Annotated in this window: 18 protein-coding genes; 6 read left to right on the top strand and 12 right to left on the bottom strand. The window is 55.2% G+C overall.

Annotation, left to right across the window (positions count from 1 at the left end):
* Positions 1-69: 69 nt before the first annotated feature.
* Positions 70-1,146, top strand: coding sequence for a stalk domain-containing protein (locus tag H6A25_RS08505; RefSeq protein WP_204751613.1), 1,077 nt, complete (start codon positions 70-72; stop codon positions 1,144-1,146).
* Positions 1,147-1,183: 37 nt separating this feature from the next.
* Positions 1,184-2,266, top strand: coding sequence for a hypothetical protein (locus H6A25_RS08500; RefSeq protein ID WP_204751612.1), 1,083 nt, complete (start codon positions 1,184-1,186; stop codon positions 2,264-2,266).
* Positions 2,267-2,396: 130 nt separating this feature from the next.
* Here H6A25_RS08500 and ftsZ read toward each other — a convergent pair whose 3' ends face one another.
* The 11 genes from ftsZ to mraZ all read right to left on the bottom strand — a co-directional run bounded on the left by ftsZ (position 2,397) and on the right by mraZ (position 15,003).
* Positions 2,397-3,569: a cell division protein FtsZ gene (gene ftsZ, locus H6A25_RS08495; protein WP_204751610.1), complete on the bottom strand. Its 1,173-nt coding sequence runs from the start codon at positions 3,567-3,569 to the stop codon at positions 2,397-2,399.
* A gap of 64 nt (positions 3,570-3,633) precedes the next feature.
* A complete protein-coding gene (locus tag H6A25_RS08490) occupies positions 3,634-4,332 on the bottom strand; it encodes a cell division protein FtsQ/DivIB (protein WP_204751608.1) in 699 nt (232 codons plus the stop codon).
* Between the two features lie 93 nt (positions 4,333-4,425).
* The gene (gene murA / locus H6A25_RS08485) at positions 4,426-5,682 is read right to left on the bottom strand and encodes a UDP-N-acetylglucosamine 1-carboxyvinyltransferase (RefSeq protein WP_204751606.1); all 1,257 of its coding nucleotides are present in this window, start codon (positions 5,680-5,682) and stop codon (positions 4,426-4,428) included.
* A 106-nt stretch (positions 5,683-5,788) separates the two neighbouring features.
* Positions 5,789-6,913, bottom strand: a complete 1,125-nt coding sequence (gene murG, locus H6A25_RS08480; RefSeq protein ID WP_204751604.1) for an undecaprenyldiphospho-muramoylpentapeptide beta-N-acetylglucosaminyltransferase — start codon at positions 6,911-6,913, stop codon at positions 5,789-5,791.
* A gap of 42 nt (positions 6,914-6,955) precedes the next feature.
* On the bottom strand, positions 6,956-8,101 hold the full coding sequence (locus tag H6A25_RS08475; protein WP_204751602.1) for an FtsW/RodA/SpoVE family cell cycle protein: 1,146 nt from the start codon (positions 8,099-8,101) through the stop codon (positions 6,956-6,958).
* Positions 8,102-8,152: 51 nt separating this feature from the next.
* A complete protein-coding gene (gene mraY / locus H6A25_RS08470; RefSeq protein ID WP_345941596.1) occupies positions 8,153-9,139 on the bottom strand; it encodes a phospho-N-acetylmuramoyl-pentapeptide-transferase in 987 nt (328 codons plus the stop codon).
* A gap of 116 nt (positions 9,140-9,255) precedes the next feature.
* Positions 9,256-10,716 (bottom strand): UDP-N-acetylmuramoyl-L-alanyl-D-glutamate--2,6-diaminopimelate ligase, encoded by a 1,461-nt coding sequence (locus H6A25_RS08465; protein ID WP_204751600.1) that lies wholly within the window; start codon positions 10,714-10,716, stop codon positions 9,256-9,258.
* Between the two features lie 24 nt (positions 10,717-10,740).
* Positions 10,741-13,029 (bottom strand): penicillin-binding transpeptidase domain-containing protein, encoded by a 2,289-nt coding sequence (locus tag H6A25_RS08460; protein ID WP_204751598.1) that lies wholly within the window; start codon positions 13,027-13,029, stop codon positions 10,741-10,743.
* Positions 13,030-13,115: 86 nt separating this feature from the next.
* Positions 13,116-13,604 (bottom strand): FtsB family cell division protein, encoded by a 489-nt coding sequence (locus H6A25_RS08455; RefSeq protein ID WP_204751596.1) that lies wholly within the window; start codon positions 13,602-13,604, stop codon positions 13,116-13,118.
* The gene (rsmH, locus tag H6A25_RS08450) at positions 13,594-14,553 is read right to left on the bottom strand and encodes a 16S rRNA (cytosine(1402)-N(4))-methyltransferase RsmH (RefSeq protein WP_204751594.1); all 960 of its coding nucleotides are present in this window, start codon (positions 14,551-14,553) and stop codon (positions 13,594-13,596) included. Before rsmH ends, H6A25_RS08455 begins: the two co-directional genes overlap by 11 nt.
* A 33-nt stretch (positions 14,554-14,586) precedes the next feature.
* On the bottom strand, positions 14,587-15,003 hold the full coding sequence (gene mraZ, locus H6A25_RS08445) for a division/cell wall cluster transcriptional repressor MraZ (protein ID WP_204751592.1): 417 nt from the start codon (positions 15,001-15,003) through the stop codon (positions 14,587-14,589).
* A gap of 331 nt (positions 15,004-15,334) precedes the next feature.
* Between mraZ and H6A25_RS08440 the strand changes: the two genes are divergently transcribed.
* A complete protein-coding gene (locus H6A25_RS08440; protein WP_204751590.1) occupies positions 15,335-16,006 on the top strand; it encodes a hypothetical protein in 672 nt (223 codons plus the stop codon).
* 71 nt (positions 16,007-16,077) lie between these two features.
* On the opposite strand, the gene H6A25_RS08435 is transcribed toward H6A25_RS08440, so the two are convergent.
* Complete coding sequence (locus H6A25_RS08435; protein WP_204751589.1) at positions 16,078-17,373, bottom strand: amidohydrolase; 1,296 nt, start codon at positions 17,371-17,373, stop codon at positions 16,078-16,080.
* A 154-nt stretch (positions 17,374-17,527) separates the two neighbouring features.
* Here H6A25_RS08435 and H6A25_RS08430 point away from each other — a divergent pair, with 154 nt between their 5' ends.
* The 3 genes from H6A25_RS08430 to H6A25_RS08420 form a co-directional block, all read left to right on the top strand.
* Positions 17,528-18,256, top strand: a complete 729-nt coding sequence (locus H6A25_RS08430; protein WP_243423296.1) for a radical SAM protein — start codon at positions 17,528-17,530, stop codon at positions 18,254-18,256.
* On the top strand, positions 18,246-18,950 hold the full coding sequence (locus H6A25_RS08425; RefSeq protein WP_204751587.1) for a queuosine precursor transporter: 705 nt from the start codon (positions 18,246-18,248) through the stop codon (positions 18,948-18,950). Before H6A25_RS08430 ends, H6A25_RS08425 begins: the two co-directional genes overlap by 11 nt.
* A 135-nt stretch (positions 18,951-19,085) precedes the next feature.
* Positions 19,086-19,478: hypothetical protein (locus H6A25_RS08420; protein WP_204751585.1), on the top strand; the 393-nt coding region annotated here is incomplete at its 3' end.

The raw sequence follows: 19,478 nt of genomic DNA, 5'->3' as shown, positions 1-19,478 counted from the left end.
TCCGCCCTCTTGTTCCATCCATGGGTGTCATGCTATAATATCCTTATATTGCAGCAAGGAGCTTTTTATATGAAAAAAATCTTCCGCAGAGGCCTTCTGGCCCTGTGTTTCACCTTTCTTCTGGCCCTTTCTCCCCGGGCCGCGGAGTATGATTGGCAAACCCTGTACAAAGGGAAGATCCGCACATTGCTCTCCGATGGTCAGCCCCATTATCTGCTGCTGGCCGATGTGGATCTGGACGGCACGCCGGAGCTTTTCGGCGGCAGCGGACCTTTGTCTCCTCTCATTCCCCTGGCTGCCTGCTCGGCAGGTCAGCTGGCGGAGCTTTCTCTGGCCTCTGGCAGCCAGACTCCCACTTCTGTTTTGCAGAATCTCCGCCTTTCCTTCAGCACCGATACCGGAGAGGCCCTTCTCACCTGTGAAGGAAATGATCCGGCCGGCGGCAACGCTTTGTGGGAGCTTTCGCTGGAAAAAGGTGAGATCCTCTGCCGCAAACGCTTTGCCTACCAGGAAAACGGCGGCTCCACTTCTTATTATATGTGGAAAAACAATCAGATGACCTCGGTCTCCGGCAGTGAGTACCGCAGCGCCATGGACCATTTCTGGGATGGATTTGCCACCCAAACCGACACTCTCACCGCCCAAAAGTTCTTTTCCGGCGGCTACCGGAGTCAGGATGTGGATGCATTTCTTCAAAGTTACTCCCCAGCCCCGGTGCTGGCCCTCCCCTCCCAGGCCGCAGTGACCGTCAATGGCTCTCCCCTTTCCCTGGGGGTCTATAACATCGACGGCAGCAACTATTTCAAGCTGCGGGACCTGGCCGCTGCCCTCAATGGTACCAACAAGCAATACAATGTGGGCTGGGACAACATGACCCGTCAGGTCTCCATTGAGCAGGGGAAGCCCTATCAGCCGGTGGCAGGAGAGCTCTCCCGACCTTTGGGCTCCATTCCCACCCTGGGCCGTCAGCCCAAAGACGCCCTCAGTCTGGACGGCCGGACGGTGGACACCCAAAAATACAACATCGGGGGCAACAACTATTTTAAACTGCGGGATCTGGCGGAGCTTCTGGATTTCCAGGTACTTTGGGACAACAGCAGCCGCACCATCCGCATCGACACCACAAAGCCCTACTCCCAGAGCTGACCTGCTCTGAAAATGGAACAGAAAGAGGCGTTTACTCTTGACATTTTCCGAAAAAGCCGACGCTTTTTGGCAATGGTTCGTGGAAAACGAACCGGTTCTTGCCCAAATGGCCGACCATCCTGCTCTCTATGATCCCCAGCATGTGATCGCTTTTGTGGATCAGGGAGTCTCCCTGTTGTCCTCCCAACTGCAATACACCATGGGTGGGCATCGGGAATTTACCTTTGCCGCAGAAGGAAAAGAATTTCTTTTTTACCTTCTTCCCTACCTGGTCAGCCGCAAGCCCCCTGTCTTGGACAGCTGGACCTTCCGCCCCTTACTCCCGGGCCAGGGCAGTTTTTCCTTTGATTTTTCCATGTTCGGCCTTTCTTTCTCCAGCGGTGATGTGCAGATTTCCATGGGTTTTGAACCCTCTGCCGGCACCTTCCGGCTGTCCTTTTACCACCCCCAGCTATGCTCCCTGGAGCAGCCCAACAGTCTGTCCGCCTTTTACCAGCTGCTGGATCTGACCCTGGGCGAGAGCATGAGTTATATCTATATTGCAGATGCTCAGCCCCTCTCCCAGCCGGAAGAGGGAATGTTTCCCCTCACCGCTTTGAAAGACCGGCTGCTGGAAGCCATGGATGCATTGGGTCTGCCTCCCATTCAGCGCCCGGATGAACAATCGGTCCCCTATGGTTTTCATCCTCAGGAAAATCTGCTGCCCCGTTTTGATGTAATCCAGGGCTCCACCTGCTACACCGGCCTGGTCAATGACTATTACGCCGGACGGACGGAAAATCTGGAAGGTCTGAGAGAATACGGAGCCAATGCCTGCTATCTCTCCTTTGCCCCGGAAGAATATCTGGGCACAGAAGAAGCCGATGCCATACGCTATCAGCTGGAGCAGCAGATCCAACAGGCTCTGGGTCCCCGGGGAAGCGGCCAGGAAAAAGGCATTGTTCTAGGTGGTGCTACCGGTATGGAGCATTGCTATATCGACCTGCTCCTGTACCATCCCCCTGCATTGGACAGCTGCCTGCGTCCTCTCCTGCTGGATTCTTCCTATAACTTTTCTTTTGCCGATTTTCGTCTGCTGGCCCCGGTGCTTCCCATTTCTCTTCCCTCCCGACTCAGCTGAAAAAAGCTCTGCAAGCCTTACGGTTTGCAGAGCTTTTCTTTTTTACCGGCAAAAAACAAGCGGCAGAACGATCTCTGCCGCTTGCTTGATTCATCGCAAAAATGAAAATGCCGATGTCCAAAACAAATATTTAGAAATTCCGATGCTGCTTATTGAAAATGCTGAGAATCTCTTCAAACGCCCGGTCTTTCTCTTCCTTTGTGGTAGCCGCACGGCCTTCTTCCTCTGTCTGGGTCTCCTGGCCCTCCTGGGGAGCTTGTCCCTGTTCGGCGGCAGGCTGACCGGTCTGGACCTGAGATGCCGCTTCCTGAGAAGGCGCAGCCTTAGGCTCCTTGGGCATGGCCGGTTTATCGTCAAAGCCGGTGGCGATGACGGTGATCTTTACTTCATCTTCCAGATTTTCATCGATAGCTGCGCCAAAGATGATATGGGCTTCCGGATGAGCCGCTGTCTGCACCATGGCCGCAGCCTGTTCCACTTCTTCCAGACCGATGTCGGGAGAACCTGTGATATTCAGGATAACGCCCCGGGCCCCGGCGATGGAAGTTTCCAGCAGCGGACTCTGGATGGCCATTTTGGCGGCCTCTTCTGCCTTGTCCTTACCGGAAGCGCGGCCCATACCCATATGAGCATATCCGGCATTGCGCATGATGGTGGACACATCGGCAAAGTCCAGGTTGATCAAGCCGGGCACTGTGATCAGTTCACTGATGCTCTGCACAGCCTGGAGCAATACATTGTCGGCCACCTCAAAGGCGTTCTGCAATGTGATCTTCTGTTCGCTCACATATTTCAGCCGCTCATTGGGGATGGTCACCAGAGCGTCCACTTCTTCCTTCAGCTGCATGATACCGGCGGTAGCCTGATCGGTGCGCTTCTTGCCTTCAAAGGCAAAGGGACGGGTGACGATGCCCACGGTCAGAATGCCCATTTCCTTGGCGATCTGGGCGATGATGGGAGCCGCGCCAGTACCGGTGCCGCCGCCCATGCCTGCCGTGATAAAGACCATGTTGGCGCTTTCCATCACCTTCTTCAGCTCTTCGGCGCTTTCTTCCGCCGCCTTGCGGCCAATTTCCGGATTGGAACCGGCGCCCAGGCCCTTTGTGAGTTTTTCACCCACAGCCATTTTGATGGTGGCGGCCGAATAATTCAAAGCCTGCTTGTCCGTATTGACGGCGATAAAATCCACGCCCCGGATGCCGCTGGAAATCATGCGGTTGACGGCGTTTCCGCCGCCGCCGCCCACGCCAACCACTTTAATATTCACATTGTTTTCTGTTCCTGCATCAAACGAAAAGCCCATTGCTGCCTCCACCTTGCTCTCAATGTATTTTTTCTTTAAGAACACTTTTGTTCCCCAATGCGGATCACTGAGGACGGAAACGGGCGGTCTGGGGATCGGTGAGATCGATCACACCGGTGTCCGTGCTTCCCAACCGTTCCACCACTTGATTGAGGAAACTGATTTTCTTTTCCAGATCCTCTACCGTTCCCAATTCCACCACAAAGCGTTCTGTGTACTGCAATTTAATTTCAAACAGTTTCTCCATGTGGATTCCCATAATTTCTTTCAGTATACCACTATTTTCTGCGGTATTCAATATGGTAGACAGGGCTTTTCCCTGCTCCGGCTGGGAAAAATCCAAATATTCGCCCAACTGGGGCTCTTCCAGCTCAAGACCTGTGACCAAACAATGCCCCGCTGCCTGCTCCTGGGAGATTTCTTCCAATATTTTTCCTTTTTTATCCACAAGCCAGTACCGGTTCTGAAAAGAGACCGCCGCCGATGGCACACAGTCCCGCAAAATGATCTCCACGGTATCGGGAAATCTCCGCCGGATGGAAACAGTATCCAGATAAGGCCGGTCCCGGAAGATCCGGTTGGTGATGGCCACCTTGTTGAGGAAAAACAGATTTTCTCCCTCTGCAATACCAGCGGCCTCCAGCACTTCCTCTGCGCTGTACCGGCTTTCGCCGGACACAATCACCTTTTTCACTTTGAAGAACACCGTCACCGCCGCCAGGATCGCGGCACAGATCAACACCAGGCACAGCAAGCTGATCAATATTCCCGGCCCCCGCCTGCGCCGCCGCCTTTTCTTCGGTCTCGGCCCAGGAGGGGCGCTGTTTTTTTTCTTCTTCATACTTCCATCACCGGTCTATTCTTCCCGACGGATACAAGCTCCCAACTGAGCATACGCTTTTTCGATCTTCTCATATCCTCTGTCGATGTGGTCGATTTCGCTGATGCTGGTCTCGCCCCAGGCAGCCAGGCCAGCCACCACCATGGCAGCGCCGCCCCGCAGGTCGGTGGCCTTGACGGCGCTTCCCGTCAGATGATCCACTCCCCGCACCAGGGCCAGTTTTCCTTCCACCTGAATATCCGCCCCCATGCGCATCAGTTCGGCACAGTGGCGATAGCGATTCTCAAAGATATTCTCAGTAAACACTGTGGTGCCCTGGGCCAGACACATGGCCGCCATCAAAGGGGACTGGGCATCTGTGGGAAAGCCCGGGTAGGGCATGGTGCGCACCGTCCCCACGCTGCGCAGCCGCCCCGGCGCCTGAATGGTCACCCGGTCGGCTCCCACCTGAAGTTCGCAGCCGCTTTCCTCCAGCAGTTGGGTCACGGAAGCAAAATAGGAAGGTTCGGTGTCCTCCACCGTGATCTTCCCCCCTGCTGCGGCACAGGCGCACAAATAAGTGGCCGACTCGATCCGATCGGCCATCACCCGGTGCTGGGTGTTCTTTCTCAAAACTCCTCGCCCTCCGATATGCACATCGTGATAGCCTGCACCAGAAATGTGGGCGCCGATGCCCTGAAGAAATTGCTGCAAATCCCAAATCTCCGGTTCCCGGGCCGCATTGATAATGTGGGTGACCCCAGGGCAAGCGGTGGCAAACAGCATAATATTCTCTGTGGCCCCTACGCTGGGTAAAGAAAGGGTGATATCACACCCTCTCGGCGTTTCACACCGGGCGGTGATCTCTCCGCCCTCTTCCCGGATCACCACCCCCAGCTTCCGTAAAGCAGCCAGGTGCAGATCGATGGGACGGGGCCCCAGCTCACAGCCTCCGGGGAATGTCATACGAGCCATGCCGCATCGGGCCAGAATAGGCCCCAGAAAGATGACCGAAGAACGCATTTCCCGCATAAGATGATCGGGAATGTCCCACCGGTCCATGGTTGAGGAATCCACCGTCACCGTGTGGCCCTCCTGGCTGACCCGGCATCCCAGATGGCGCAGAATGGCAATGGCTGAATGTACATCCCGCAGATCAGGGCAATTATGTATCACGCTCTCGCCGCCGCTGATGATGGTGGCAGCCAATATGGGCAGCACGCTGTTTTTGGCGCCTCCGGCCCGAACCGACCCTTCCAGCGGCCGGCCTCCCTCAATGATAAGCCTGCTCATAGTATTTCCTCCTGTGGACGATCCGCTCGTGCCCGCGCTTCCCTCCAAAGGGAAGGGGGCCTATGTTGTTACCCCATACTATGCCGGCTCGTCGGTGGTTGTTCTGTTATGCTCCGGCCAGCTTCCGGATCTGCTGATAGATCCGGTCTGCGGCATCGGTCTGAGCCATTTCCTTGGCTCTGCGGCCCATTTCGGCCAACTTGTCCGGCTGGGATAGAAGCTGGCAAGCGGTTTCATAAAGCTTGTCACCGGTGGTTTCCTGCTCCAGCAGCACCACGGCAGCCCCTCTCTTTTCCAGCACTCTGGCATTTTTCTCCTGGTGGTTGTCAGCTACATAGGGAGATGGAACGATAATGGAGGGTTTTCCGGCGGCGCAGATCTCCGCCAAAGTGGAAGCCCCCGCCCGGCAGATCACCAGATCGGCTTCGCAGAGCACCTGATCCATATCGAAAATATACTCCCGCAAATCGATGTTTCTGGCTTCTTCCAACCGGACTCCCATTTTTTCAATGGTCTCCGGCATCCACTGGTAATTATTCCGTCCGGCGCCGTGGATCAGGCAGAATTTCTTCTCCTGGGCGCACAGCTGAATGCACCGGCTCATCTTCTGATTCATATAGTAAGCGCCCACGCTGCCCCAGAAGGAAACCACCAGCGGTCCCTTTTCCCCTGGAAACAGCCGCTCTTTCAGTCCATTGGGACGAGCCGCCAGAATCTCCTGGCGCACCGGGCTGCCTGTGAGCACCACCTTTTTGGCGCCTTTCAGATAGGGCTCGGTTTCCGGGAAACTGGTAAAGACACAATCGGCCTTCCGGCTCATCCGCTTGACCACCATTCCCGGTGTGGCATTGACCTCCAGCATAGCACAAGGCACTTTCCGGCGCACGGCCGCACGCACGGCCGGATAGCTGGCATAGCCTCCGGTACCCAGCACCAGATCGGGGGCAAATTCCTCCAGGATCTCTTCCGCCCGCCGGCTGGCTTTGGCTGCTTTTTGCAGTGCCTCCACATTCTGTTTCAGTCCCTTGGGGGACAGCTTTCGGGAAAGTCCCGCCAGGGGAAAGGTGTAAAGGGGATAGCCGGCCCGTTTGACCAGCCGCTCTTCAATGGCGCCCTGAGCCCCGGCAAAACGGATATCCGCCGAGGGGTCCTGCTGGCGGATATAGCCCGCCACAGCCAATGCGGGATTCACATGACCCGCTGTGCCGCCTCCTGTAAAAAGGATTTTCATGGCTCTGTTCGCTCCATTCTCTTTTGTGTTTCTGGGATGCTTTTATCCCTGTTCTTGCGCCGGGATCCTTCGGGATACCGACAAAATGACCCCCACTTCTGCCAGGAGCATCAGCAATGAGGTGCCGCCATAGCTGAAGAAGGGCAAAGCGGCGCCGGTGACCGGCAAAAGACCGGTGACAACGCCCATATTGAAAATGGTCTGAATGGCGATCTGGGTGGTGATCCCCGCCACCAGCAGACTTCCGAACCGGTCAGGAGCCCGCAGGGCGATCTGATACCCACGCAAAATCAATGCAGCAAAGACGATCATGATAAGGATGGCCCCCACCATGCCCAATTCTTCACAGATCACAGCAAAGATAAAGTCATTGGCCGGTTCCGGTAAAAACAAATGCTTCTGCCTCCCCTGGCCCAATCCCAGGCCCCATACGCCGCCGGAGCCCACAGCCATCAGGGACTGAGCTCCCTGCCAGCCTTTGCCCTGGAAATCGCTGAAAGGGTCCAGCCACACTTTGACACGGGTCATGGCATGGGGAAGCAAAAAAATCAGCCCCACAATGCCGCCCACACCGCAGGCTGCCATACTGATCAGCCAGGCCAGGTTGGCGCCGCCCAAAAAGACCATCACCATACCGGTAGCGCCGATGATGACGGTGGCCGACAGATGGGGCTCAAAATAGAGCAGCCCCGCAATGAGCACGATAATGGCCACAAAGGGCAGAATGCCATACCGGAAGGTGCGCATTTTCTTTGGCCCCCATACGGTGATCATGCTGGCAAAACACAATATGACAGAAAACTTGGCGATTTCCGAAGGCTGGAATTCCACGCCGATCTTCAGCCAACGCTGGGCATCGTTGTGTTCGATGCCCACAAAGAGAACGGCTACCAACAGCAAAATCGAAACCACCATGGAAGGGATGGCCGCATAGTGGAGCTTTCGGTAGTCCAGACAAAAAGCCGCCCCCAGCATAACTGCAATGCCGATCAGGGCAAACACTCCCTGGCGTTTGAAATAAAAGGCGCCGTCACCGGACTGGGTGCTGTTGATGGCATCCACATAGCTGGCAGAAAACAGGGTGATCAGGCCGATGCTCAAAAGCAATATGGTAAGGATCAAAAAGGGCAGATCAATGCTCTGACGCCTTTTGCTCCGTTTGCGGATGGGTTTTGATCCCAGCTCCACGCTGGCCGCTAGGGTTTTGATGGGGATGCACCTCCAAAGGTCCGGCGGACATCAGGCCAGGAATGGCCCGATACCCAGATAGGAAACGATGCACATCACCAGAGTGATGGCGGTAAACACAAAGACAATCTTTTTTTCGCTCCAGCCGCACATCTCAAAGTGATGATGCAGCGGGGCCATTTTAAAGATCCGCTTGCCGTGGGTCATTTTAAAATAGGTCACCTGGATAATATCCGACAAGGTCTCGGCGATATAGATGATTCCCACCGGCACCAAGATGAGAGGCAGATCGCAGGCAAAGGCCATACCGCACACAGCGCCGCCCAGAAACAGCGAACCGGTGTCTCCCATAAAGACCCGGGCCGGGTTTTTGTTGTAGAGCAAAAATCCCAGAAGCGCGCCAAACAGACCGGCGGAAAAAACAGCGGAACTGTCCCCCAGGGCCAGGAACACCCCGGAGAAAAACAGCGCCACCACTGCTGTCACCGAAGCGGCCAGGCCGTCGATGCCATCGGTGAGATTGACGGCGTTCACCGCTCCCACAATGACAAAGATGGCGCAGGGCAGATACACAAACCAAGGCACCTGCCACAGCACATTGACAAAGGGAATGTATACATGACCGGTGATATACCCCATAGAGCGGAGCACGGTGACAAACAGTGCCGCCGCAGCGATCTGAAGCAGCAGCTTCTGCAGAGGCGTCAGACCCTGGTTCTGCTTCTTTTTGATCTTGGTGTAGTCGTCCACCATGCCGATCAGCCCAAAAATCAGCGACAGGGCAAAAATCAGCACAGGCCGGAGATCGGCCGCGGCCCAGATAGCGGGAAGGCACGCACACAAAGCGCCTACCAACCCGGCGATAAACATGATCCCGCCCATGGTGGGAGTGTACTGCTTATTCATATGCCAGGTGGGGCCGTCCTCCAGGATCTTCTGGCCGAATTTCAGCTTTTTCAAAAACCGGATCACCGGTGTTCCCAGCACCGCCGTGAGGGCAAAAGCCACCACAAAGGCGCAGATCGCTGCTTTCATCATTCCTCTTCCCCCAATTTGAGCTCATTTCCCCGCCCCGTTCTTCCCCACAGCATGGGTGTGCGCGCAGCGCCTTTGGGGCGCTGCGCGCGAACGCGGCTTTTTTCTTCTTCCTTGCCTTATTGTCCTGCTTTATTTTTTGCAGCAAAATAGGCTGCCACTTCTTCCCGTTCATCCAGATGGTGCTTGACGCCGCAGATCTCCTGATACGTCTCATGGCCTTTGCCCATCAGCACTACCACATCTCCCGGCTGAGCGTTTTCCAACGCATAGACAATGGCCGCCCGCCGGTCATCGATCACCGCCATGGGAGTGACGATGCCCTTCATCCCCGGCAGGATATCCTCGATGATGGCCCGGGGATCTTCCGTGCGGGGGTTATCCGATGTGACGATGCAGAAATCGGCCAACTCCGCAGCGGCTTTGCCCATCAGCGGCCGCTTGGTCTTATCCCGGTCGCCGCCGCAGCCGAACAAGGCGATGACTCTGCCTTTGGCAAAACCTTTTACCGCCTTGAGGATGTTGATGATGCCGTCAGGAGAGTGGGCATAGTCGATGAGAACGGTGTAATCCGCCGGCACCGGCACCACTTCTGCCCGGCCTTTGACACCATGGGCATGGCGCATGGCCTGGGCAATATCCGAAAGAGGAACTCCCAACGCCAGACAGCAGCCAGTAGCCGCCAGGGCGTTATAAACCGAAAACATGCCGGGAATCCCCAGGGTAAGCCGGTTGATAGCGCCGGTGACCACCGCTTCAAATTCCACCCGGTCACTTTTCAGATTGATATTTTTGGCCACCAGATCGGCGTTATCCGACTGGGCCGAATAGGTCTGGAAATGACAGCTGCCCTTTTCCAGAATGTATTCCGAGGCAGGATCGTCCCGGTTGACCACGCCGAACCGGCACATGGAAAACAAGCGGCTTTTGGCTTTCAGGTATTTTTCCATGGTGCCATGGAAATCCAGATGATCCCGGGAAAGGTTGGTGAACACCCCCACCTCAAAGGGGATGCCATATACCCGGTCCAGCTCCAGCGCGTGGGAGGAGACTTCCATCACCACATACTGGCACCCGGCCTGCTTCATCTCCGAGAGAAGGCGGAATACCTCATAGGATTCCGGTGTTGTGCGCTGAGCCGGCAGTTCCTTCCGGCCGATGTAGTTGGCATTGGTGCCCATCAGTCCTACCATGGCGCCGGTGCTTTCTTCCAAGATGGCCTTCACCAGCATGGTGGTGGTGGTTTTGCCATTGGTGCCGGTGACGCCGATGACCTTCATCCCCCGGGCCGGATGGCCGAAGAAATTATCGCTCATCTGAGCCAGGGCCAGACGGGAATCCTTCACCAACACATAGGGCACACTGCGTTCCGGCGGTGTTTCGCAGATGACCAGCGCCGCCCCTTTTTCTGCCGCCTGGGCAATGTACTTATGCCCGTCGGTCTGAAAACCCCGAATGGCCACAAAGGCCACTCCCGGAGCACTTTTTCGGGAATCATAGCAAAGGCCTTCCACATCCACCTGCTGATCGCAGGCATATTTCACCACATCCACATTGCTGAGCAGTTCCATGAGCTTCATCTTGCGTGTCACCTTCCCATTCCATCATTCGGCCCGCTGATCCAGGTCGGTAAACTCTACCGTCACCACCGTGCCCATGGCCGCGGTGCCGGTGATATTCTGTTTGCTTGCCACCACATTCCCCGAACTGCTGACCGCGCCGGAGCCTTTCATGTAAAGCCCCGCCCGTTCCAGCTGCGCCCTGGCGGCCGACACCGAAAGGCCGGTCACATTGGGCACCTGCACCGGTTCTGTGGGTTTTTCTGCTCCCATATAGAGCACTACCTGACTGCCGCCGGGGATGGCCGCGCCATAACTGGGCAGCTGATCGGTGACGGTATCGCCGTCGCCTACCACTCTGTAATCCAGATTCACTTTGCTCAAGGCGCTCTCCGCCTCGGTTTTGGTCATACCGATGACTTCAGGCACCGACACATCCTTTTCCTCCAGCTCATCGGCCGTATAAGTGGGTTCCACCCCCAGATAGGGCAGCACATCACTCATGATCCGCCGAATGACAGGAGCGGCCGTAATACCGCCGGTCACCGGTGGTACAGTGGGCTCATCCAGCAACACCAAAACCGCCACCTGAGGATCGTCTGCCGGAGCAAAGGCAATAAAGGACGATACATACAGGTCATGGCGGCCTGTTTCCGCCTGCCGGACCTTTTTCTCCGATGTACCGGTTTTGCCGGCGATATGATAGCCGGCCACATAAGCATTTTTGCCGGTACCCTCGCTGACCACGGTCTCCAGTATATCACACATCAGTTCCGATGTCTCTTCTGAAATCACTTGGCGCACCACCGTAGGCTCGGTGCTTTTCACAATATTGCCGTCGCTGTCCAGGATCTCTTTGACGATATAGGGCTTCATCAGATTGCCGCCATTGGCCACAGCGGATACTGCCGTGATCAGCTGGATGGGGGAAATCTGGAAGTTCTGGCCGAAGCTGGCGGTGGCCAGGTCTACTTTGTTGGACAGGAACTGTTTTTCCGAATGGAAAATGCTTTCCCCTTCGCCGGGCAGATCGATTCCCGTGGCTTCATTCAGGCCGAAAGCCTTGTAATATTCCAAAAATGTCTTGGCCCCTACCGCCTGACCAATATCGATAAAGGCAGGGTTGCAGGAGTTTTGGATGGCCTGATACAGATTCTGGGTGCCATGGGCCCGGGGATAGTACCAGCATTTGATGGGCTGGGGCCAGCCTTCCACCATCCGGTAGCCGGGGCAATAAAATGTGCTGTTTGCCGTAATGACATTTTCCTCCAGCGCCATGGACGCGGTGAGGATCTTGAAGGTGGAACCGGGATCGTAGGTATCGGTCACCGCCTTGTTCCGCCACTGGGCCTGAAGGATCTCATTGCGCTTTTCGGAATACTCTTCTTCATCGGTGATGGCGGCCAGCTCCTGGGCCTTCTGCTCATTGGTGATGGTAAAGGGATCGTTGGGGTCAAAATCCTCTTTGGTGGCCATGGCCAGAATGGCGCCGGTGTCCACATCCATCACAATGCCCGCCACCTGATTCTGGGTGTTGTTGTCGTAAGCGGCGATCTCCAGATTTTTCTCCAGATAATGCTGGATCACTTCATCGATGGTCAGGACGATGTCATTTCCGTCCTGGGCCTCATAGTACATCTCATAATCAAAGGGCATTTCTTCCCCGTTGGCATTGGTGGCCCGGATGGCCCGCCCGGGCGTGCCGGTGAGATAGCTGTCATACTTGGCTTCGATACCGGCCAGACCCTGGTTATCGCTTCCTACAAATCCCAGCACCTGAGCCGCAAAGTTGCCAAAGGGGTAATACCGCTTGGTGTCAGGAGCCATATAAATGCTGGTGATGGCTTCTTTCTGCTGATCCTCCGGTTTCCCTTCGTTGTATTTTTTGATCTCTTCGTTATAATCGGTTTTGAACTGGCGCACCTCGTCGGCGACTTCCTTTTCCACCCCTCGCTTGATCACCTCATAGGCCGAATCTGTTTTGGATGCTTTGGCATAGACCGTTTCATAGTCCATATCCAAAATCTCCGCCAGATTCTGAGAGATGATCTGAGCCTGTTCATCATCGGCAATCTTGCGAGGCTCCAAAGTGACCATCTCCACCGAAGCGCTGATGGCCAGGGGCTTCATATTGCAGTCGTAAATGGTGCCGCGCATGGGCTCGATCGTGGTATCTTTGGTCTGCTGGGCAATGGCTTTTTCCTCGTAAAACTGGTAATTGAGCACCTGGAGCTGAAACAGCCGGCCCGCCACGATCACGAAGGCGCCCACCCCCAGCACCGCCGCCGCAAACAGAATACGGCGGCGTGTCATGCTGTTGGCTTTTTTGGACATTTTCTCACCTGTTCATTAAAAAATGAGAGCAAGAAACATCATTCCCACTTTGCTTACTCGCTCTCATCCACATTATATTGCTTGCGCTATTTCAGATATTCCACCACGGCATTGAAAGTTTTCATCAAACCGCTGAGGAATGCCGGGGTCTCGCTTTCCTGCTGAGGGATTTCCACACTGTCCTCCTGGGACAGGTCCACATATTCCACCTGACTCTTGTCGGCTTTGACCATGCCCAAAGCGTTACGGGCCCGGTCTTCCACATAGGTCAGATTGAAAATCTGCTCCTTTCTGGCTTCCAGGGCTTTGGCATCGCTCTGTAATGTAGCCAGCTCATCTTTCAGGGCGGCATTCTCTCCTGTCAGCTGCGTCAGCTGCATAAAATTGAACACGATGACAAGCAGCGCTGCAAAAACGCCGCAGAAGATGGCACTGTACTTGCCGTAGGGCACTTTGGGCTTGACTTTTCCCTTGTGCACCCGCATCCGCTGCCGCACATCCTGCTGCGCCAGACCGGCATAATCATAAGCCACGCTCTGGCGGGAAGCGGGCGAGTGCTTGTGCTCATATGCCATTGTCATCGCCTCCCTCGATTTTTTCCGCTACCCGGAGCTTGGCAGAACGAGCTCTGGGATTTTCTCTCAGTTCTTCCTCTCCGGCCGTGATGACACCCCGGTGAACCAATTTGAGCCGGGGTTTTCTGCCGCAGACACACACCGGAAATTCCGGCGGGCAAATACACCCTTTGGCTTGCTGCGCAAAGATATTCTTGACGATCCGGTCCTCCAGGGAGTGGAAGCTGATCACCGCCAGGCGTCCCCCGGGGGCCAGCAGATCCACGCTGTCCTGCACCGCCTGTTCCACCGCCCGCAGCTCGCCGTTGACTTCGATGCGGATAGCCTGAAAGCTGCGCTTGGCCGGATGCTGCTTTTCCCGCAAAGCCTGGGGCGGCATGGCACTCCGGATGATTTCAGCCAGTTCCACTGTGGACTGGATGGGTTTTTCTTCTCTCCGGCGACAGATGGCCGCGGCGATCCGTCCGCTGTACCGTTCCTCGCCGTAATCCCACAGGATACGCTTCAGCTCTTCCTGGCTGTATCCGTTGACCACATCACCGGCGGTAAAGCTCTGGCTGCGGTCCATACGCATATCCAAAGGGGCATCGTTCATATAGGAAAATCCCCGCTCCATGGCATCCAGCTGATAGGAGGATACCCCCAGGTCAAAAAGGATGCCGTCCACCTGAGAAATCCCCAGATCTTTTGCCACGGCGGCAATGTCAGAAAAATTGCTTTTTACGAAGGTGATTTTCTCCCGGTAGGACTCCAGGCGTTTTCCCGCAGCCTGAAGGGCGTCATCGTCCCGGTCGATGCAGATCAGGCGGCCGCCCTCTCCCAAGCGCTGGACGATTCCCAAAGAATGTCCTCCGCCGCCGGTGGTGGCGTCCATATAAATGCCCTGAGGCCGGATATGAAGGCCCTCCATGCACTCCTGAGCCAGAACCGATTTGTGACTGAATTCCACAGGGACCTCCCCCTCTCCGGGGCATCCGCCCCTTTAGAAGCCCAGGTCTTCCATGGCCTCGGCAATGCTTTCCGATGTAAGTTCTCCGTTATATTCCTTCCAGCGCTGCTTGTCCCAGATCTCCACTCGTCCGGAGACACCGATGACGGTCACTTCCTTCTGCAGCCCGGCATATTCCCGCAGGTTCTGAGGGATGAGCACCCGGCCCTGAGAATCGGGGGCGCAGTCGGCGGCGCTGGAAAAGAAAAAACGCTGAAGATTGCGTGAGCGGGACATGGGCAGCTGGTTGATCTTTTCCTCCAGCACATCCCAGGCCTCTGCGGAATAGACAAACAGGCAGCCATCCAGCCCTTTGGTGATGATAAAGCTGCCTCCCAGCTTCTCCCGAAGCTTGGCCGGAATAAACAGGCGGCCTTTGGCGTCGATATTGTGTTCAAATTCGCCGCGCATTTTCCACCATCCTTATTCCCTCGGAGTGCACTTTCAGGCACTGTTCCCCACTTTCCGCCACTTTGTTCTTTTATTATACCGTTGGCCTGTATGAATTGCAAGTGCTTTTCATAATTATTTTTTGCCAAAAAGCCGCCATTTGATGTGAAAACAAGGGATTTTCGACACATCAAACAGATGTTCGCTTTTCCTCTTTTCCGACACTTTCCGACCCCTTTTCCCCTGGATTATTTTCCCTTTTTCCCTCCTTCTCCGTTGCTTTTTCTTCTCCCTTGTGGTAGCATATCAAAAGATGAAGGGTGATTTTCCCCATTTCACAGGAGACTCTGTCATGTTTTTTCAAATTGGTCCCGATCCGGGTTTTGCTTTTTTTCTCGATCTGCTGGGCGGACTCACCAGTCTTTTTTACTGCGCCATCAGTTCTCTGCTGGTGCTGCGGGGTTTTGTGCTCAAACATCCCGTTTCCCTGCGTCAGATCGATACCGTGGCCTGGGCCGGTTTTTCGGCCTGCGCCATTTCCCTGCTGCTGTTCTTTTCCCATTCCATGCCACTCAACCTTTGGTCAGCGCTGAATTTTTTGTGCGATCTCACCTTCCTGCTCTATTTCCGCAGCCGGAAAACGCCCCGCGCGGCGGTATATGCCCTCTATATCCAAGCGGCCATCTATCTGGCCTTTCTTCTTCGCATGGTATCCCACATGCAGATGCGCCTTCTGCCAGGCTTCATCATCTTCCAGCTGATTCCTGCCTGTCTTCTGGCCGGCGTCTCGCTGGTTGTGCTGGTGAAATCCATCCGGGAGCGGAAGGAATCCCCCTGTGATCCCTGTGCACCCCCTCCCTCCACTCCCGGCTCCAGCCCCTGGCCGGAAGAAACACTGGAGGAGGATGAATCCCCTGAGCGCATCGCCCAGTGGGATAACCAGGCGCCTCCCGAGTCCCCCGAGGACGATCCTTTTGAAGAATTGCTCCCCAGCGATCCTTCGGATCCTGCTTCCCGCAGCTGACTGCACCATCCAGAAAACAAAAAGCCCGCCGATGAAAGATCGGCGGGCTTTTTTCTTTTCAGCGATTCAAATCAAACATCCAGATGGCCCCATGTGCGGAGATATTCTTCCTTGGTCATAGGAGCTTTGAAGTTCTTTTTCACAGACAGGCCCTTTTCGGCGCCGTTGGCCAGCAGATCGATGGCCGAGCACAGCAGCATCTTGGTGGCCTTGATGTAAGCGGAATCTTTGTCCCGGATCTCGTAGTGGGAGCTGTGGGCAATGCCTTCCGCGCCGCCGATGGTGCAGTGCACCACCGGGATCAGGTGGGCCACATCGTTGGCTTCGGTGGTATAGCCCACGCCGGGCACCACATTTTCCTTGCCGTAGATCAAAGCCAGGTTATCCTCCACAATAGCCTTCATCTCCAGGCACTCATAAGGAGTCATATAGCCGGGGATATCCACGATCTCCACTTCGGCCCCCACAGCATCGGCACCGGCCTTCAAAGCCCGGTTGACCTTCATGCTGGCATCCTCAATGGCTTCCATGTTGTTGGCCCGGCAGAAGGTTTCGATGCGCACATCGGCCGGCACCACATTCACCAGGTCACCGCCCTTGGTGATGATGGGATGGACACGCACATTGTCCTTATCACGGAAGGTCTCCCGCTGAGCGTCGATGGCCATCAGACCGATCTTGGCTGCCTGGAGGGCATTGACCCCATCCCAGGGAGCGCCGCCGGCATGGGCTTCTTTGCCTTTATAGTAAACCAGCTTTGCCACATAACCCATGCCCACCGGACCGCCGGCGGCCACTTTGTCGCTGCCATCGGTGTGCTGCATGAGCATCATATCGATATCATCAAACACGCCCAGCTTGATAAATTCCTGCTTGCCGCCGATAAAGGACAGCTTGCCTTCTTTGATCAGACCATGGCGGTATTCCAGTTCCACCCCTTCTTCGGCGGGTACGCCCATCAGAACGATATCACCGTCCAGTTCGCTCATAATACCGCTTTCTTTCAGCGCCATAGCCGCGCCCATGATGGTGGCGATCTGCACATGATGGCCGCAGGAATGAGCGGCGCCGGTCACAGGATCGGCGCACCGGTGGCCCGGAGCCACAATGGCATCCAGCTCGCCCATCAATGCCAGGCGCACTTTGGAAGAACGGCCCTTCAGCGGAGCAATCACACCGGTGATGGCCACCCCGTCCTGATGTTCGATGCCCAGCTCATCCAGCATGTCCTGCACTTTCTTTGCGGTTTTAAATTCCTTGAATCCCATTTCCGGCTCTGCAAAGACCGATTCTCCAAACGCAATGATCTTATCGGCATTTTTGTCCACAGCCTCACAGGCCCGGCGCTTCAGTTCTGCAATGTCCATCTTCTTCCAACCTTTCCTTTTCCGGCGGCAACCGCCTTTTTCCGTTTTATTATATCCTTCTTTCTCCCCCTTTGCAACGCGCAAATGAGAATTGACCCTAGCACATTACTTTGCTATAATATGAAACAGCAAGAAAGGATGGTTATTTTTACCAATGAACGAAATGGAACGCTATTCGGTCATCACCGAAAAAAATCCCCGGGAGATTGTGCTTCTCCGAGGATCGGGCTGCGCCTGGAGGCGCTGCCGCTTCTGTGATTATCATCTGGACTGCTCGCCGGATCAGAAGGCCAATTTTGCTCTCAACCGCCGGGTACTGGCCCGGGTCACCGGCGAACACCACCGGCTGGAAGTGATCAACTCCGGCAGCTTTGTGGATCTGGATGAAGAAACCATGGAAAGCATTGTGGATCTGTGTCTGGAACGGCATATTCACACCCTGCATTTTGAATGTCACTGGATGCACCGCAACCAGATCCCGCCGCTGAAATCCCGCCTGGCCATGCTGGGCATCGCGCTGAAGATCAAAATCGGTGTGGAGGCTTTTGATCCTCTGTTCCGGGAGTGCTATCTGTGCAAAGGGATCGACTGCGACGCTTCTCCCCTGGATATCTCCCGCTTTTTTGATGAAGTCTGCCTTCTGCAAGGACTCCCCGGCCAGACAGCCGCATCCATGCGGCGGGACATCGAAACAGGCCTTGCTTATTTTGAACGGGTGTGCGTCAACATCATGGTGGAAAACTCCACTTCCATCAAGCCCGACCCGGGTGTGATCGAAGTGTTCCAGAAAGATGTGATGCCTTTGTTCATTCACAACCCCCGGGTGGATATTTTGCTTCACAATACAGATTTTGGTGTGGGAGGAATACACAATGAGAAATGAATTGCTGCTTCTTGGAAGCCTTATAGTTCTGTACGGCGGTGTCCTTTTGTGGATGAAGATGTTTGGCAAACAAGGCCTCTATGGCTGGACAGTCATCGCCACCATCGCAGCCAACATTGAAGTTCTGATCCTGGTGGATGCCTTCGGCATGGAACAGACCCTGGGCAATGTGCTCTTTGCCTCCACCTTTCTGGTCACCGACATCCTCAGTGAATCCTATGGCAAGAAAGCGGCCCAGCGGGCGGTAAACATCGGCATCCTCACTTCTCTCAGCTTTATCGTCATTTCCCAAAGCTGGATGCTCTATGTGCCGTCCCCCAATGACTTCATCTCTCCCAGCATTGAAGCGGTGTTCCAGAACACCCCCCGGATGATGCTGGTCAGCCTTGCGGTCTATGCCATCACCCAGCGGTTCGATGTGTGGCTCTATCACGCCTGGTGGGATTTCACCAACAAGCGCTGGGGCGATCCCCATCGTTTCCTCTGGCTGCGCAACAACGGCTCCACTCTGGTTTCCCAGCTGCTCAACACTTTGCTGTTCACCCTGGGCGCCTTCTGGGGCATGTATGATTTCTCTACCATGATCTCCATCATGCTTTCCAGTTATGTGATCTTCATTTTCACCAGCCTGGCCGATACCCCCTTCGTCTATCTGGCCCGGCGTATGGTGGAAAAAAAGCAAGTCAACGAATAAGCATAAAAAAGAGCCGCAACTGCGGCTCTTTTTTTATTCTGCATTCTATCGTCTTGCCAAAAATCCCATAGTGTGATAGCATGGCCAAGACAGGAACAAAATGGATATTTTAAAAAGAGAGGATCGAATACATCGATGAAAAAGAATGCATATTTTACCCATGGCCTGCTGTGGCTCATGGCCCTTTCCTTGGCCGCTGGATTGATAGGATGCACGCTGGAAGAAGAGGGAAAAGAAAAGCAGCCAGCCGTCTCTGTCACAGAGGAAGGAAAGTCCTTCTCTGGGGAAAAGAGTCTGGAAAAAGAAGAAGCAGCAAAAACGGATGAGCAAAAGCCCAAGGATGTGGCAGAGGATAAAAAGCAGGAAGATCCTCTCTTGGAGAAAGATACCACTCAGACTCCTCCCGTTCCTGCTTTGGCCGACGATACGAAAACTGCATCTGCAATCAAGACGGAAAACACATCCCCAGCCCAGCTTCAGCAAAGCCCAGATCCGGCTCCGGCCGAAACCCCACCCCAGGAACCGGCC

The organism is Intestinimonas butyriciproducens (genome assembly GCF_016901775.1).
Taxonomy (GTDB): domain Bacteria; phylum Bacillota; class Clostridia; order Oscillospirales; family Butyricicoccaceae; genus Pseudobutyricicoccus.
This window is presented reverse-complemented; position numbering and strand designations above follow the sequence as displayed.